The organism is Robertkochia marina (assembly GCF_004799345.1).
GTDB lineage: Bacteria > Bacteroidota > Bacteroidia > Flavobacteriales > Flavobacteriaceae > Robertkochia > Robertkochia marina.
On record NZ_SSMC01000003.1, the window covers coordinates 324,520 to 340,806 of the forward strand.

The window sequence follows — 16,287 nt, forward strand, 5'->3', positions numbered from 1 at the left end:
TGGGTATGAGAACTTTCCGGGTTGGCGATCGCATTGAAACGGTAGATGACAATATCAGGGGTGAGGTAACAGCAGTATCACCAGGCCGGATCAGGGTAATCACTGAAGATGGCTTTGAACTGGAAATGGAACCTCAGGAGGTGTTGTTAATGCCCGAAAGCGATGCGCTGAAGGTATCAAATGTAGATGTTTCCCGGGCTATGCGGGAAAAGCATGGAGGTCAGAAACAAAAGAAAAAGTCGGTGAAGCGAGAAAAGATCGAACCGCCGATGGAGGTAGACCTTCATATTCATCAACTCACCCAAACCACCAGGGGGTTAACCAACCACGATATGTTGACCCTGCAGCTGGATACCGCCAAGAGACAATTAGAGTTTGCTATCAGTAAACGAATTAGGCGAATTGTTTTTATTCACGGTGTGGGCGAGGGGGTGCTCCGAACCGAACTGGAATACTTGTTTGGCCGGTATGATAATGTGAGCTGGTATGACGCCGATTATCAGAAATACGGTTTGGGCGCTACCGAGGTTTATATTTACCAAAACCCTTAGAACTCCGATGCCTGCTGCTCTGCCGTTGTCACCTCTACGGTAACGGTGCCAAATTCATAACGCGGAACATCGTATTTTACCTCCTGGCTGCCATTGATCAACTGAAACCCGTCTGTAATAGCAATAGTACTGGTATAGGTTTCAATAAAGTTATGGGTTCTTCGGCTTACCGGAAGAGTGGTCGCAATATTAAGTGAGGCAATAAGGTAGTTGGGTTCGGTATTGCCAACTTCGATATCATTGGCCGGATTGTTGTCGCCATTCAGATCTTCATCTATGGTGTTAACACCATCATTGTCATCATCAGTATCCAGGTAATTCGGGATCCCATCGCCATCGGTGTCTGTGAATACAATATCGGTATTGGTGATCTCGATCTCCTGTGATGTGAGCACATTGTCACCATCATCATCAATGTCCAGATAATCGGGTAATCCATCGCCATCGGTATCCTGAGAGGCTTCTCTGTTAATGGTGCCATCGGGGTTTACCACAATACCTTCCAGGCTGGCCGGGAGGTTGTCGTTATCATCGGCCTCCAGGTTGGTAGCTATCTCTACGGTACCTCCGGTGGCGAACCACTCTTCAATGACCAGAGGGGCGATAGGGGGGATCTCATTACAGAAGTAATTACGGTTAACCTCTCCGTCAAAAATTCTGTACAGGGCCTTTACCCCGGAGTTGTTTATGGTGTACTCTCTTGGTTGTCCATCTGCCGGCAGGGTATTAAAGATCTCAGCAGACTCTCCCTGGAGTTCGATCATCAGGCTTTCTTCTCTGCTGCTCCCAATTTTATAGAGCAATAATTCACCGCATGGAGTTTCAACGACGGTGTCGTCAAAGTTGAGTCTTTCCAGGGTGAGGTCGCCATCATCACATGCTGCAAGGCTTAAAGCCGCCAGGAAGGTCAGAAATCGTTTCATAAGCCGGTTTTTCGATCAAACAAAAGTAAGAACTCCCTCTCTATCTCGAAATTTATTCTCAAGAATTTATTTGTTTAATTTTGTCTCATGCAAAAAGTTTATCTCGACAACGCCGCTACTACCCGTATTCGTCCGGAAGTGCTTGAATACATGCACGAAGGGATGGAGTTGTATTATGGAAATCCTTCTTCTACCCATAGTTTTGGAAGGGCGGCACGTGCCCGAATTGAAGAGGCGCGAAAAAGAATAGCCAAAACCCTTCATGCGCATCCTTCGGAGATCATTTTTACCTCCGGCGGTACCGAGGCCGATAATATGGCATTGTTCGGTGCTGTAAATGATCTTGGGGTGAAACGAATTATTACCAGTCGGATCGAACATCATGCGGTGTTGCATACCGTTGAATTCCTTGAAAAGACCTGCAAGATCAAAGTTGATTTCGTGATGCTTGATGAGGGCGGAAACCCTTCTGTTGAGCACCTGCGTGAGCTCCTTGAGCAGGGGGAAGAAAAGACCCTGGTGAGCCTGATGCATGTAAATAATGAGATCGGCAACCGCATTGATATTCATGAGGTAGCCCTCTTGTGTAAGGAGTATGGAGCTTTAGTGCATTCTGATGCTGTACAGAGTATCGGGCATTGGGAATGGAATCTTGAAAAAACGCCTGTAGATTTCCTGGCGGCTTCTGCCCATAAATTTCACGGACCTAAAGGTGTCGGGTTTCTTTACCAGCGAAAAGACCATCAACTTACCCCCTTGATCCATGGTGGAGAACAGGAGAGGGGGAGTCGTGCCGGAACTGAAAGTTCTCATAACATTCTGGGGCTCGAAAAGGCCTTTCAGCTGGCTTATGAAAACCTGGAGGCAGAACGCAATAAGATCACTGAACTCAAAACTTATTTTATTGAAAGCCTGCAAAAGGCGGTGCCCGGAGCGGCCATTAATGGCTATGCTCTTGACGCTCAAAAAAGTACATATACCCTGGTCAATGTAAGATTGCCTATTCCTCCGGCCAAGGCAGACATGCTCTTGTTTCAGCTGGATCTGAAAGGTGTAGCCTGCAGCCGGGGTAGTGCCTGTCAAAGCGGAAGTCAGAGCGGTTCTCATGTGTTGAGAGAGGTGCTTGATGATGAAAAGTTTGCGCAGCCTTCTCTTCGGTTTTCATTTTCGGTATACACCACCAGGGAAGAGATCGATTATGTGATGGAGGTGCTAAAAGAGTATGCCGGGTGAGTTTCAGTGACGAGCCTGCCTGTCGGCAGACAGGTTTCAGGGACGAGTTGGAAAGAATCGTAACTATGGGCCCACCGACCACTGGCCACAGGCCACTGTTAAACGCAAACCGCAAACTGTAATCTACGCTTTACTTACTTTTATCGTAAGGGAATTTCCGGGTAGAGGTACGCATCATTTTCTCGATGATGGCATTGGTGTTCTTCCCCGATTTACGATCGATGGTTTGTTCGAATCGCCAAAGGAGTTTCCCGGTGGCCCCATCGCTGAGCTTGATGGCAATACGGCCGTAATCACTTTTACCGCTTATATAGTCAATGAAGCTAAAAGAATCATCCACCCCTTCTGAGATCAGGGCGTTCAGGGAGACGTCCCCGGTGATGACTCCGTCAACCCCTAGAATTTCGCTGAGTTCCTGGGTGGTTTTAACATCGATATTTTCTAAATTGATCCCGGCTTTTAACAGCAAGGCGTTGGTGTTTTTTACATTTTGAAACTCCACCCGGTAGTCTTTTCTTTTATCGCGTTTCAGAAAATAAGATTCCAGGGCACTCTGTACGGCATACCCTTCCTGTTTTTCCAGGTCCTTCAATTGTGATTCTGAGACCTCTCCCTGGCTTTCCAGATCAAGGCGGACTGCAAAGGGGAGTATGGCCAGGACCTTATGATCTTTGCTCAAATTTTCAAAGCTGTCGCTTTGATAAACTGATTTCTGGGCAAAGACCAGGGTGGTAACTAACATACAAACGCTAAGGGCAAAGTACTTCATGTTCATTTTACAACTGCATGCTGATTTTCAAATTGAACAACCTCCGGGTCATATAGTTTGGGATGCCATATTGTACCTTACTGTACACATCTCTGACCCAGGTGTTCGTGATTGAGTTTTGGACGTCAAAAATATTGAAAATCTCGAACCCTGCCGATAATTCCCTGAATTTATATAGCCAGTGACCCTTCGGGTGTCGATTTTCGGCATCTGCAAAAACATAAAAAATACCCAGGTCAACTCTTTTGTAATCCGGTAAACGCAATTGAAAGAGGTAAGGATCGGCGTAATTAGGAGAGCCGCCGGGAACTCCTGTATTGTACACCCCATTCAGGTAAAGTTTCACGTTCGGGATAGAGGGTACGTAATCCTGAAAAAGTACGGCAAACTTCAGTCGCTGATCTGTAGGTCGTGCAATATAGCCCCTGTTGTTCTGGTTTTCCTCCGTTTTTAAATAGCCAAAACTAAACCAGGAATCAGTTCCGGGCACGAACTCGCCGTTAAGCCGCAAGTCGAGTCCGTAGGCATAAGCCAGGGCCTCGTTATTTGCCCGGTAACGAATTCGAACATTCTCAAGGGTGTAGGTGTTCACGTCGGAGAGGCTACGGTAGTAGGCCTCAGAGGTAAGTTTAAATCCGCGTTCCCAGAGTTGAAAGCTGTAATCATTCCCTAGTGAGATGTGCCAGGCTTTTTGGGCCTCTACCTCAGGAATAAGAACACCATTCGGATTTCGGAGTTCCCGGTAGAACGGTGGTTGTTGATAGAGTCCGCCTGCCATTCGAAACAGCAGGTCGCTGTTCCCTGAAGGTTTATAGGCCAGTTGGGCTCTCGGGCTGAATATCATTCGGCTGTAGCCTTCTGCGTTTTCAGGGTCATTCTGCCAGTACTGACCACGTACCCCGGCATTGGCGTAAAGCTGGCCTTTGGGTAGTTGCCATTGACGGTTGTATTCCAAAAATCCCATCACCCTGTGGGTGCTGATGAAGTTTTTGGCATCAATATTTTGATAGGCGGTCAGAGGTGCGGTATAAGGAGAGTAGGGTTGGTCATTACTGAATTCAGGCAGGGGAGGCCTGATATTGTATCCGGCAGAGTCAATGACCTCATATTCTTCCAGCTTATCCCTGAAATCTTCGTAATTATATCTTAAGCCCCAGGAGATCACTCCTTTTTTTAATGCTTTTTTACCCCGGTGTTCTGCACTTAATATCAGGGCGTCCAGGGTGTTTCTTCCGTGTTCTAATTGAGACCCTACGCCTTCTGAAAAAACGACATTCCCAAAATTCTCGGCACCTATATTACTGTCCACCTGTCCCAGGCGGTATTGCGCCAGAATATCATAAAACTCCTGTTCCCGGGTGTGATAGGCAGAAAAGATCCAATCCATTTCCAGGCCGGCAGCGGCTTTGTGGTTGAGTTTTAAAGCTCCGAAACCGGTTTCGTACCGGTCGGTTTCACGACCATTGTATACCACAAGCAAGGCAATGGGATCCTGCAGGGTTCCGAAGTTGGTTTGACGTGTAAGTGGGGTGTAATTATACCTGTTCAGGGAAAGATTGCCCAGAAAACTCAATTCCAGGCGCTCGTTCAGAGCATAGGTTATATAGGTCTGGGCATCTACGAAAAGTGGTCGGAAATTGGTTTCTGTTTGCTTACTGTCAACCAGTAGACTGTTGTCTCTGTACCTGAAGCCTGCCAGTGCTCTGAGGCGCTTTTTCTTGTCAGTGCCCTGTATCCAAAGGCTGCCTCCCAGAAAACTGGCCTCCAGGCCTGCTGAGAACTGTTCCGGTTTTCTGTAGGTTACGTCGAGCACCGAAGAGAGTCGGTCGCCGTACCTGGCTTCAAAACCTCCGGCTGAAAAGTCAACTTCCCTCACCAGGTCGGTGTTCACAAAGCTCAATCCTTCCTGTTGCCCTGATCTTATCAGGAAAGGGCGGTAGACCTCTATGCCGTTCACATAGACCAGGTTCTCATCAAAATTACCACCCCGAACGTTGTATTGGGTGCTTAACTCGTTATTAAAACTCACGCCCGGTAATGATCTTAAAACATTTTCTATCCCTGCATTGGCCCCCGGGATCTTTCTTACCGTTTCCGGCTCCAGGCTTTCTATGCCTCTGACTCTTTTGGTGCCTTGGTTGGTAACAACCACCTCACCCAATTGCGTTACTCCTTTTTTTAATACAGGATTCAACTCATAGTGTTCACCGATAGGCAGCTCGAGCACCACCTCGATCTTTTCATAAGAAAGATGAGAAAAACTTACGGTGATACGGGTGTTGGCCTTAAGAGAAAGTTGGTAGGCGCCATTGGAGTCGGTGACGGTTCCGGCATTACCGGCCTGAACAGAAACCTGTGGCAGGGGGGCATTGTCTTCATTGACCACGATACCCCAAAGTACAGCCTGCTGCGAAAAAGCAGGCAGCCCATAGCAAAGGAAGAAGATACTAGCTAAAATGGAAAGCCATCTCAAAATTCAATGGATTAGTTTCGGTAAAAGCTGGTATTAAAGGTAGTACTATTTCCTACATTATCGGTTACTTTTACTTCCAATTCATGCTTACCCCCTTCAAATTCAAGGTCTTCAAAATTAAAGGTGAGACTTCCTTTTTTATACTCGTACTCCATCAGTACCCATTGCCCGTCTATTTTGGCTTCGTAAGTATCAATGCCACTCAGATCGTCTTTGATATAAAGTCTGAGATAACGGAAATTTGATAATACCTGCCCTTCCCTGAAATTACCTGCTCTGACATCCGGAGCTACACTGTCTCTCACGAGTTTGAAATTGCCTAATGAGCTGGTACGTGTGCTGTAGGTGTTTCCTTTGCGGTATGTATTTTCGTAAAAAGTCCTGCCGCGGTCATCAATGTGGGCAATGAAGTATTGATCTTTTTGCTCTTCAGGAATGCCGTTGCCCTCAAGGGTAAGGGTATAGGCGCTTTTTACAGGGATTCCGGGATGGGCCACCTTTACGGTCTCTTCTTCAATACCCAGATCGGCGTAAAAATCGTGGTAAAACGTCCCTTTGTCAAAAAAGATACTGGCGCCTTCCAGCTGGTAAAGATTATCGCGGCCGGCAATGACGTAATAGGGAGTTTTAACGGTTTCTTTTTGTCTCTTTAATTCTTGTTTTCTTCCTTCTACCGGGATGGTTATCTCTGAGCGATTTCCGTGAAAATCGGTCACCTGCAAGATCACATTATACGTATTGTTCTCTATGACCTCAATGATGCCGTTGTTTTCATTGTCTCTGTAAATACTAAGTTTATTATAGGGCTCCAGGAAGATCTTCTGGATGCGCTCTCCTTCCGCTTCATAATGGTTATAGTCGATAAGTGTATTTATATACCTGCTTTCACCAAAAGAAAAGGTTTCGAATTCATAAGAAAAATAGGGGCTGCCGTTCACTTGCATGGCTACCTTGTAGGCACCGTTCTTGTTATAGGCAAGATCCTGGCGGTCGTAGGTGTTGATACCAAAGCCCAATGCCCCCTGAGCATAAACTTTTTCGGCTATAAAACTGCCGTCTTCATTTTTGTCGATCCTCAGAGGTATTTTATGGTTTGCCCCGTTAACGATGGCGTTATCGGAATACGGATAGACATAAAGATCCAGAATCCTCGGAGGTTCGGTGTCCTGAACGTCATATCCGAAATAGAGCGGATTGATAGGTTTTTGGGCAAGATCTCTGATCTCAAAATGCAGATGAGGGCCACCACTGCTTCCCGTATTACCGCTGTAGGCAATTACTTGTCCCTTTTCGATCTTCAGCTCTGAGGGTTCCAGGTATAGATCGATCTCGTAGGTTTCGTTTTTGTATTGTTTTTCCTTGAGAAAGGCTTCTATTTCCGGAGCCATTTTCTGAAGGTGGGCATAGACGGAGGTATAACCATTGGGGTGTGTCAGATAAAGGGCTTTTCCATACCCGTAATGCTGTACCTTTATGCGGGATATATAACCCGATTCAATGGCATACACCTTGAGTCCTTCCTGTTGTTGTGTTTTTATATCCAGCCCGGCATGAAAATGATTGCTTCGCAATTCACCGAAACTCCCGGCCAGGATGATGGGAACATCTAAGGGGTCGCCAAAGACATCTGAAGGATATGGATTCTGTGAAAAAACAGTTTGTACAACCAGTAAGCTAACTAAAATCAGGGTTCTCATGCGTGGGTTTCATTGGGGCACTAAAATAAGAATTGCCTTAAAAACAGGGAAAATTTCCATCTTAAAACGTGTGGAAAAGCGTTAAATTATGTAGAAAAGAAATTTTTACAAACAGTTGCGAGGTACATTGCGGTATGTTAACTTTGTGAAGACAGGTATTGAAATTTGCCCCAAATGAGTGCAATGATCGAATTGATTGATTCTTTGGAAAATAAGGTAAGCAAGTTGCTTCACCAGTTAGAAGTTCAACAACAGCTTAACCAGAAACTCACCGAAGAACTCCGCGATTCGAACCGCAGAAACAAAGAACTGCAATCTTCCATTGAAGAATGGGAGGAAAAATACCGCTCACTCAAACTGGCAAAATCAATGCTCGGCAGTAATGAAAGCAAGACAGAAGCAAAGCTTAAAATAAATACGTTAATTCGGGAAATAGATCTGTGCATAGCGCAGCTCTCCGAATAATGTTTAACCTTTATGGGGAAACAAAAGATCAAGCTAACCATTGCAGACAGGGTTTACCCCCTGACTGTAGAGCCCGGACAAGAGCAAGGGCTCCGAAAGGCTGCAAAAAGCATTGATGAGCTGATCAAAAGGTTTGAACGCAGTTATGCGGTGAGAGATAAGCAGGATGTATTGGCCATGTGTGCCTTACAGTTTGCGACCCAGGTTGAACAAAAAAGTATTGACAAGAAGGAATACGAACAGGAATTGGAAGACCGCTTAAAAGCATTAAACGAGCTGTTGACCGACCACCTGGCCTGAGAACCTTCAACGTTCTTTTAAATAGGTTAAAGTTACTGCCTACATCGGATAAATTTTTTTTGACAAACTCAACAAGAATCCATTAAAAAAGGTGAGTTCGAATTGTAAAAGCATGCCACTATCGGTTTTACCGATTGGGTGGATCCTTGATCAGTTCGGTAGCCTTAAACCTGTTATTCGGAGTTTGTACAAAACTCTATGACCGATGTAGGCTTTTTTTTTAAATATATATAAACGATGGATACAACATTACTAATTGTTGGGGTTATAGCCGGGGTGATACTCGGTTTTGTGATAGCGAAAGTACTCGAGAAGAAGAACGCAACCAAGGTGATCGCTAATGCGAAAAAAGATGCTCATACTATTGTAAAGGAGGCTAAAACAGAGGGAGAGAGCATTAAGAAAGATAAGATCTTACAGGCGAAGGAGAAGTTTCTTGAACTGAAGGCCGAGCATGAAAAAGTGATCATGTCTAAAGACAAGAAGATCGCTGAGGTTGAAAAACGAGTCCGTGATAAAGAATCCCAGGTTTCCAGTGAGCTGGCCAAGTCTAAAAAGGTCAATGCTGAGCTGGATGAAAAGATAAAAGACTACAATTTCAGGCTCGATTTTCTGGAGAAAAAGAAGGCAGAGGTCGAGAAAATGCACAAGCAGCAAGTAGAACAGCTGGAGGTTATCTCCGGTCTTTCTGCTGAAGATGCCAAAGCACAATTGCTGGAAAGCCTTAAAGAGGATGCCAAGAGCGATGCCATGGCCTACATTCAGAATACCCTGGAAGAGGCTAAATTAACCGCACAGCAGGAAGCTAAAAAGATCGTGGTTAATACCATACAGCGTATAGGTACTGAAGAGGCTATCGATAACTGTGTGTCGGTGTTTAACCTGGAGTCTGATGACGTTAAAGGACGGATCATCGGTAGAGAAGGACGAAACATCAGAGCGCTGGAGAGTGCTACCGGTGTTGAGATCATTGTAGATGATACCCCGGAAGCCATTATTTTATCGTGTTTTGATTCGGTAAGACGAGAGGTGGCAAGACTGTCTCTGCACCGATTGGTTACCGATGGGAGAATTCACCCTGCAAGAATCGAAGAAGTGGTTAAGAAAACCACCAAGCAGATCGAAGAAGAGATCATTGAAGTAGGTAAACGTACCGTGATCGACCTCGGTATTCACGGACTTCACCCTGAGCTTATTAAGGCGGTAGGTCGAATGAAGTACCGTTCGTCATACGGGCAAAATCTTCTGCAGCACTCCAGGGAAGTAGCCAAATTATGTGGGGTGATGGCCGCTGAATTAGGAATTAACCCTAAGCTTGCCAAAAGAGCAGGTTTACTTCACGATATTGGAAAAGTACCGGAAACAGAAACAGAAACTCCCCACGCTATCCTTGGAATGGAATGGGCAGAGAAATACGGAGAAAAACCGGAGGTATGTAATGCTATCGGTGCCCACCATGATGAGATCGAAATGAAGTCGCTGTTGGCTCCTGTAGTTCAGGTATGTGATGCTATCAGCGGTGCACGTCCCGGTGCAAGAAGGCAGGTGCTTGATTCGTATATTCAACGTTTAAAAGACCTTGAAAATATAGCCTTTGCTTTTAACGGAGTTAAGAAGGCTTATGCAATTCAGGCCGGTAGAGAGCTGAGAGTGATCGTTGAAAGTGAGAAAGTAAGTGATGATAAGGCAGCACAACTGTCATTTGAGATCTCTCAGAAGATACAGACGGATATGACCTATCCCGGACAGGTAAAAGTTACCGTGATCAGGGAAACAAGGGCCGTTAATATTGCGAAATAACGATTTTTTAAAAGTGATCAACTAAAAGCCGGGTTATTCCCGGCTTTACTTTTTTATAACTCCCACGGTATTTGTATTTTAAGTCCACAACAACCTGACTATCAACTTTTTGTAATACTGCTGAACGATGATTTATTTTCTGAGAACATTTGTCTTGATAGGTTTGTTGTTGTGTGTAATTTCCTGTTCTTCCGATAGTGAAGCCAGGCCCAGTGGTGATCCTGAAACATGGGAGTCTTTCGCCTTTCCTGAATCCGATTGTCAATGGAATGATCTGGCCCCAAGTGCCATTCCAAAATTGGAAGCCTATCCTGTCATCGTAGGGAACAAGCTTTATACTTTTTCCGGTTTTACCAATGGGCTCGCTGTGATACCTGAAACAGAGATCTATGATCTTATTAGCGGACAATGGTCATTGGGTGCTTCCATGCCGCTTCCGGTTACCCATATGGGAGTGGCCAGGGTGAATGATGATATCTGGATCGTAGGTGGTTTTGCTGGCGATCATCCGGGAACAGCCACGTCCAGGGTGCAGATCTACAGCCCTGGGAATGATCAATGGCGTGAAGGCCCTGAATTGCCTGTGGCCCGAGCCAGTGGTTCCTTGGTACTCGTCAATGGTAAACTCCATCATTTTGGAGGACTGTTGCCTGACAGAAGGACTGATATTAATGAGCATTGGGTGCTGGATCTGAATAATATCAATGCAGGGTGGAAGGCAGATGATCCGCTGCCCATCGCCAGGAATCACCTGGGAGGTGTTGCTTTGAATGGCAATATATATGCTGTAGGCGGACAATTTGGTCATGACGGAGGTAATGAGGATGTAGCTTTTGTACATGTTTACAGGACAGATACAGGCAATTGGGACCGTTTGGCTGATATGCCCCTGGCGCTTTCTCACTTTGAGGCCGGTATCTTTGTCTTTGAAAACCGAATCTATGTGGTAGGGGGTATTAGTCCTAATGGGGCCCGGGATACCATTTTTGTATATGACCCGCAAAGTGATACCTGGTCTGAATTTTGTGGAATACCTCAAAGACTTTTGGCTCCGGGAGCGCGGATGTATGGTAATCAACTCCTCGTTTTAAACGGGGGTGTGAACGGCGCCGGAAGCCCGATATCAACTTTTCGTTATATTAATCTCATGAATAAGTAGGTTTTTCAGGGTTTCGACCCTGTTTAGATCATCCACTTTTAAAGAGTGGAGCAGTACATCCTATCTTCATTCAGGGAGAATACTAAAAGCTTATAATATTTTTTTAGCTTCTTTGCCTCTTTGCCTTTAAACCATCCTCATGCCTGTTTTACGGTCAATGATTCGAACCTGCCCTCAAGTGGCATTATACTCCGTAATTCACTATCTTTACAAGACTTCCCTTCATGTTTCCCGCTACTTGCAGCATCACTTCCCGGAAAATGAACTGATCACTTCTCAAAAGTATGTTTATTGCTTAGTGAGAAAGCCTGCTATTCTAAAAATGCTTTTAACCTATGAAAGGGGGAAGACTATGGTGTGGAATTAAGAAAGCTGTTGTGTTGGTGGCTTTTGTTGCCTGTAGTTCTGACAGCGCAAAAGAGGTGGAAGAAACGCAAGACCCTGATCCGGTTGTCAGTCCTGAACCTGTTTCATTCATCCCCGTGTCTGATTGTGTGTGGAGTGAAAATCCACCATCGGGAATAAGCAGACTTGAATCTCAAACTGCCGTTCTAAACAATACCTTGTACACCTTTTCAGGGTTTACCCAGGGGCTTAAGATCGTTCCTTATACCGAGATCCTGGATCTGGACACGGGTCTTTGGGCTATGGGAGCGCCCATGCCCATAGGGGTAACTCATATGGGGGCAGCGCTGGTAAATGATCGTGTTTGGATAGCAGGAGGTTTTGTAGGCGATCATCCGGGAGTTGCCACGGCAGAAGTTCAGATTTACGATACAAATACCGATACCTGGAGTAAGGGGCCCGCACTGCCTTCCCCGAGGGCTAGTGGTGCCCTGGTATATAGTAATGGGTGGCTCCATTATTTTGGGGGACTCATGCCGGATCGTCGTACTGATCTGGATGAGCATCTTGTTTTAAATATGGCCGATACTACCTCCGGATGGGTTTCAAAGGCACCGCTTCCATACGGAAGAAATCATCTCGGAGGCACCGTACTTAACGGTGATATTTATGCTGTGGGAGGACAGTTTGGTCATGATGGTGCTGTTGATGATGTTGCCTATGTACACAGATACCTTTCTATGGAAGACCGATGGGAACCATTGAATGATCTTCCACATGACCGTTCGCATTTCGAACCGGGTATTTTTACCCTCAACGACAATATCTTTGTTGCCGGTGGTCGCATGGATGACGAATTTGCTGATGATGTGTTGATATACGATCCGGAAAATGATGTTTGGGATCATTTTTGTGAGCTGTCCTCAGAACTTCTTGCCCCTGTATCGCGAATCCATGGCTCGAAGCTTTATGTTATAAATGGGGGAGAAGGCGGAGTTTGCTGTCCTCTTAACACGGTGATGACCATTGATCTTCAATTGGAATGAGTCATTAATTTACAAAAAGCTTTGTTTTGTATCAGTTTTGGGTGGGTATTGTTTAATAATTACCCAAAAGAACGTATTTTCCGGTAACTCATTGTATTCGTTATGGATTTAAACATGTATATCAGAGAGGTGCCTGATTTTCCAAAACCGGGTATCGCATTTAAAGATATTACCCCTTTGTTATTGCACCCACAGGCAACAAAGGAAACCTTGAGGAGGTTATTGGCCGGTGTGCCGGGGAATATCGATAAGGTAGTGGCTATGGAAAGCAGAGGCTTTTTATTCGGTATGCCTTTGGCCAGGGAGTTAAACTGCGGTTTTGTACCGGTCAGAAAGCCCGGGAAACTTCCGGGAAAGACCATTAAACAGGATTTTGACCTCGAGTACGGTAGTGATACCCTCGAGATTCATGCTGATGCTATTGCGTCAGGAGACCGGGTATTGATACACGATGATGTTTTGGCCACGGGAGGCACCGCAGAAGCTACAGCCAAACTGATCGAGTCGCTTGGCGGCGAGGTGGTACAGTTTAATTTTTTGATCGAGCTGTCAGCCTTACAAGGCAGAAAACGTTTGAACGGAAAGCAGGTACATGTGCTTTTTGATTATTGATTGATGGCCCGTTTGGTAACCCATGCTCTCCATCCGATAATGGCGAGTTGAAATTTGCTGGCTTTGGCCAGATCCAGCCTTCGTTTTGTATAAGAGGGAAACAGAGCCTGGTTGAGCTTGGCCAGCAGTTGGTATATGTTTTTCTTCATTGTAAGTTCTTTACTGCAAACATAAACATTCTTGCTTTATGATCATTCCGGATGGGTAGATAAGAAAAAGCCATCGGAAGGATGGCTTTTTCACAGGAATTATAAATGGATGGTTGGTTGGTTGCGAAATTATAATTCCTTTATCCATGTGTGATGCTACACCGTTATAATGAGTTGTATCAGGGTGACGACCATGAGAGTAATGAATTTTATCAGGTAAATCATAGTATTGGCTTAAATAGTTAAACATTGGTTATAAACGTTGCTTAGGGTTGTGCCATACAATTCGGCCGATTGAATATTACTGTTGGTCAGCACCCGGATTCAAACGTGTTTATTCAAGCTAGATATTTTACCCATTACTTCCAAAACCCCATATTTTATGCGGTATTTGGGAATAAAAAAAACACCGGGATTAATTTCCGGTGTTTTTTGATCGTTGGTTGAGTAAGGCGTATTATCCGTTTTTTTATTGCTTTTTTGTTGTGATAAGCATCGCCCCATTCTTCCCTTTTTCGCCATACTTTTCTATGGCTTTTTCTCCTTTAAGAACTTCAATTTTGTCAATTTGATCAGGGTCCATGTCTTTTAAAACATCTTTCTCTGTTTCTTTTCCATCAACGATCATAAGTGGCTTTTCACCATCGGTAGAGATAACGTGAATATTCTTATCGCCCTTAACTGCGCCGAGCTCGCGAACTACGATCTTTTTATGATGGGTAGAATCTCCTTTGAGGTGAATAACCTCTCCATCAGCTTCTGATAATTCTACCACGATCTTTTTTACTTTTTTACCATCTGCACCTGTAGAATCCTGATGCAGTTTTTTGATGAAGATCATTTCCTTCTCTGTGTCAACGTCTTCATCAGAGATCCAGATATTTTTATCATCCCCGCTCTTGATGATAAACTTCATTTCTTTTTCTCCATTCACCTGCACATTCTCCCCGTCTTTGGAGATCCATACCGCTTCGCCGTCATTATCTCCCTTGATGATGACTTTCATTTCTTTTTTACCGAGCTCGTTCATGGAAACACTATCTCCTGAGATTACGATCACTTCTTTATTGACATGCTTTTCTTTGTCTTTTTCTATCCAGATCATTTCGTGATCACTGTGAACATCGTTTCCTGCTTGAATGTAAACTCCCTTATCGGACCTCGTTCCGAAACTGATAGTTTCAATTCCATCTGAATTGCTGTAATTGGCAGAAGCCGTACTGGATTCGTGTGAAAACTCAATTTCAATATTGGTTATCAGTCCAGCCATATTTCTTTTGAGTTTTTTCCATTTCAGTTTGCCTCCTTGTTGTTCTACTTCCTGCTTGAGTGCTTTTAACTGTTCGTCATCCATTTCTTTATGGATCATGAAGTCCAGGTGTTCCTGTGCGTTGCTGTTGTGTAAGCGAAGCGATCCTGCTCCCTCATCGACAGCCATAAATTGATATTGTGCCACTGTTTTAACATTAAAAAGGAGCACAAAGGCAATAAGTGCCGGGATAACCAGGCTGAGCTTCCACAATTTAAATTGATTGGATGGGCGCTGTTGTAACATAACGATTCGTTTTTTGATTAATGAATTAATAAATGGATTGATAATAGATAATTGATGTGTGTTCAGGTGTTGTCTTAAAAGGATGTATTGATAATTCTTTGTAGAGGACGCCTTAGAGCTCGCGCCTTTGTCGGCAAGGTACTCCAGGTTCTGAGCGGCATCTCTTCGATAGAACCATGCCACCGGGTTCATCCACATGAGTATAGTGAGCAGATGCATTAAAAGAATGTCAAATGAATGTCCTTGCCGGGCATGTACGAACTCATGAGCCATGATGGCCTGCTGCTCCTCGATGTCTCCCTGTTCTTCCGGTAATACGATATAATTAAAAAAAGAAAAGGGTGAGGTGGTCTCTTTAGAATAGACAATGCACATGCCTTTTAGATGACGGCGTTCGCCTTTGTACAGGATCCGGAATAAGGAGGCCAGTTGTATGATAAGTTTAACGGAAAAAAAGAGCACCCCTGCCATATATATATAGAATAACAGGTTGTCCATGCTCATGATTTGAGCAAAGGTATTGAGGTCAGATACCGTTGTAACGCTTTGAGCCCCTCCTCCGGAAGCCTCGAGCCGGGTAAGGGGAACCGTGATGATCTCGGTACGTTCAATGATCCATAAGGGTAGTAACCCCGAAACCAATACCCCGGCCATCAGATACCATCGGTTGTGCTTAAAGAAGGTCTCTTTAGATAAGATCGCCTTGTAAAGGGTCCAGAATACTAAAAGTAGTAGTCCGGCTTTTATGATATAGATGAAGAACTCTGAATGATTCATGACTTTTCAATTTTTTCGAGGATCTCTCTCAATTCTTCAGCGCTGATCTTCTCTTCCTTAGCGAAAAAAGATACCAGACTTTTATATGAGTTATTGAAGTAATCTTCAATGGCAGAAGAAATAAAACGCTTGCGATACTCTTCAATGGCTACCATTGGGAAATATTGGTGCGTTTTCCCAAAAGCTTTATGGCCTACATATCCCTTGTCTTCCAGGTTTCTTATGATAGTAGACAAGGTGTTGTAGTGAGGCTTGTCGCCTTCGGCTTCGAAGGCTTCCAATACTTCCTTTACAAAAGCTTTTTCAAGCTTCCAGAGGATCTTCATGACCTCCTCTTCTTTGTTGGTTAATTTTTCCATGATCGTACAATTGTGAGTTAAACTTAAAACTATAAAAATAGTTACACAACTAAATTTGTAGTTTTTTAACTATT

The 16,287-nt window shown here is 44.5% G+C and carries 15 protein-coding genes and 1 other RNA gene; 9 read left to right on the forward strand and 7 right to left on the reverse strand.

Annotated elements, in window-relative coordinates:
• The first annotated feature begins 5 nt into the window (after window positions 1-5).
• Complete coding sequence (locus tag E7Z59_RS12075) at window positions 6-551, forward strand: Smr/MutS family protein (RefSeq protein WP_136336598.1); 546 nt, start codon at window positions 6-8, stop codon at window positions 549-551.
• On the opposite strand, the gene E7Z59_RS12080 is transcribed toward E7Z59_RS12075, so the two are convergent.
• Window positions 548-1,474, reverse strand: a complete 927-nt coding sequence (locus E7Z59_RS12080; RefSeq protein ID WP_136336599.1) for a hypothetical protein — start codon at window positions 1,472-1,474, stop codon at window positions 548-550. The genes E7Z59_RS12075 and E7Z59_RS12080 overlap by 4 nt on opposite strands.
• 87 nt (window positions 1,475-1,561) lie before the next feature.
• Between E7Z59_RS12080 and E7Z59_RS12085 the strand changes: the two genes are divergently transcribed.
• Complete coding sequence (locus E7Z59_RS12085) at window positions 1,562-2,707, forward strand: cysteine desulfurase family protein (RefSeq protein ID WP_136336600.1); 1,146 nt, start codon at window positions 1,562-1,564, stop codon at window positions 2,705-2,707.
• A gap of 130 nt (window positions 2,708-2,837) precedes the next feature.
• Here E7Z59_RS12085 and E7Z59_RS12090 read toward each other — a convergent pair whose 3' ends face one another.
• The 3 genes from E7Z59_RS12090 to E7Z59_RS12100 are packed head-to-tail and all read right to left on the reverse strand — an operon-like array spanning window position 2,838 to window position 7,646.
• Window positions 2,838-3,476 carry a hypothetical protein gene (locus E7Z59_RS12090; protein WP_136336601.1) on the reverse strand — a complete coding sequence of 213 codons (639 nt, stop codon included), beginning with the start codon at window positions 3,474-3,476 and terminating at the stop codon, window positions 2,838-2,840.
• A 7-nt stretch (window positions 3,477-3,483) separates the two neighbouring features.
• Complete coding sequence (locus tag E7Z59_RS12095; RefSeq protein ID WP_136336602.1) at window positions 3,484-5,949, reverse strand: TonB-dependent receptor; 2,466 nt, start codon at window positions 5,947-5,949, stop codon at window positions 3,484-3,486.
• Window positions 5,950-5,960: 11 nt separating this feature from the next.
• Window positions 5,961-7,646 carry a M23 family metallopeptidase gene (locus tag E7Z59_RS12100; RefSeq protein ID WP_136336603.1) on the reverse strand — a complete coding sequence of 562 codons (1,686 nt, stop codon included), beginning with the start codon at window positions 7,644-7,646 and terminating at the stop codon, window positions 5,961-5,963.
• 174 nt (window positions 7,647-7,820) lie between these two features.
• Here E7Z59_RS12100 and E7Z59_RS12105 point away from each other — a divergent pair, with 174 nt between their 5' ends.
• The 7 genes from E7Z59_RS12105 to E7Z59_RS12135 all read left to right on the forward strand — a co-directional run bounded on the left by E7Z59_RS12105 (window position 7,821) and on the right by E7Z59_RS12135 (window position 13,373).
• Window positions 7,821-8,111 (forward strand): hypothetical protein, encoded by a 291-nt coding sequence (locus E7Z59_RS12105; RefSeq protein ID WP_136336604.1) that lies wholly within the window; start codon window positions 7,821-7,823, stop codon window positions 8,109-8,111.
• 12 nt (window positions 8,112-8,123) lie between these two features.
• Window positions 8,124-8,411 carry a cell division protein ZapA gene (locus tag E7Z59_RS12110; RefSeq protein WP_136336605.1) on the forward strand — a complete coding sequence of 96 codons (288 nt, stop codon included), beginning with the start codon at window positions 8,124-8,126 and terminating at the stop codon, window positions 8,409-8,411.
• Between the two features lie 66 nt (window positions 8,412-8,477).
• Window positions 8,478-8,597, forward strand: a non-coding RNA gene (gene ssrS, locus E7Z59_RS12115) — 6S RNA.
• A 51-nt stretch (window positions 8,598-8,648) separates the two neighbouring features.
• Window positions 8,649-10,211 carry a ribonuclease Y gene (rny, locus tag E7Z59_RS12120; RefSeq protein ID WP_136336606.1) on the forward strand — a complete coding sequence of 521 codons (1,563 nt, stop codon included), beginning with the start codon at window positions 8,649-8,651 and terminating at the stop codon, window positions 10,209-10,211.
• Between the two features lie 127 nt (window positions 10,212-10,338).
• Entirely contained in the window at window positions 10,339-11,370 is a 1,032-nt protein-coding gene (locus E7Z59_RS12125) for a Kelch repeat-containing protein (RefSeq protein WP_136336607.1), read from the forward strand.
• Window positions 11,371-11,705: 335 nt separating this feature from the next.
• Window positions 11,706-12,761: a Kelch repeat-containing protein gene (locus E7Z59_RS12130; RefSeq protein WP_136336608.1), complete on the forward strand. Its 1,056-nt coding sequence runs from the start codon at window positions 11,706-11,708 to the stop codon at window positions 12,759-12,761.
• Window positions 12,762-12,863: 102 nt separating this feature from the next.
• The gene (locus E7Z59_RS12135) at window positions 12,864-13,373 is read left to right on the forward strand and encodes an adenine phosphoribosyltransferase (protein WP_136336609.1); all 510 of its coding nucleotides are present in this window, start codon (window positions 12,864-12,866) and stop codon (window positions 13,371-13,373) included.
• On the opposite strand, the gene E7Z59_RS12140 is transcribed toward E7Z59_RS12135, so the two are convergent.
• The 3 genes from E7Z59_RS12140 to E7Z59_RS12150 form a co-directional block, all read right to left on the reverse strand.
• A complete protein-coding gene (locus tag E7Z59_RS12140; RefSeq protein ID WP_199287174.1) occupies window positions 13,367-13,522 on the reverse strand; it encodes an SsrA-binding protein in 156 nt (51 codons plus the stop codon). The genes E7Z59_RS12135 and E7Z59_RS12140 overlap by 7 nt on opposite strands.
• Window positions 13,523-13,991: 469 nt before the next feature.
• Window positions 13,992-15,854 carry a M56 family metallopeptidase gene (locus tag E7Z59_RS12145; protein WP_136336610.1) on the reverse strand — a complete coding sequence of 621 codons (1,863 nt, stop codon included), beginning with the start codon at window positions 15,852-15,854 and terminating at the stop codon, window positions 13,992-13,994.
• Window positions 15,851-16,213 carry a BlaI/MecI/CopY family transcriptional regulator gene (locus E7Z59_RS12150; protein ID WP_136336611.1) on the reverse strand — a complete coding sequence of 121 codons (363 nt, stop codon included), beginning with the start codon at window positions 16,211-16,213 and terminating at the stop codon, window positions 15,851-15,853. Before E7Z59_RS12150 ends, E7Z59_RS12145 begins: the two co-directional genes overlap by 4 nt.
• Window positions 16,214-16,287: the final 74 nt, after the last annotated feature.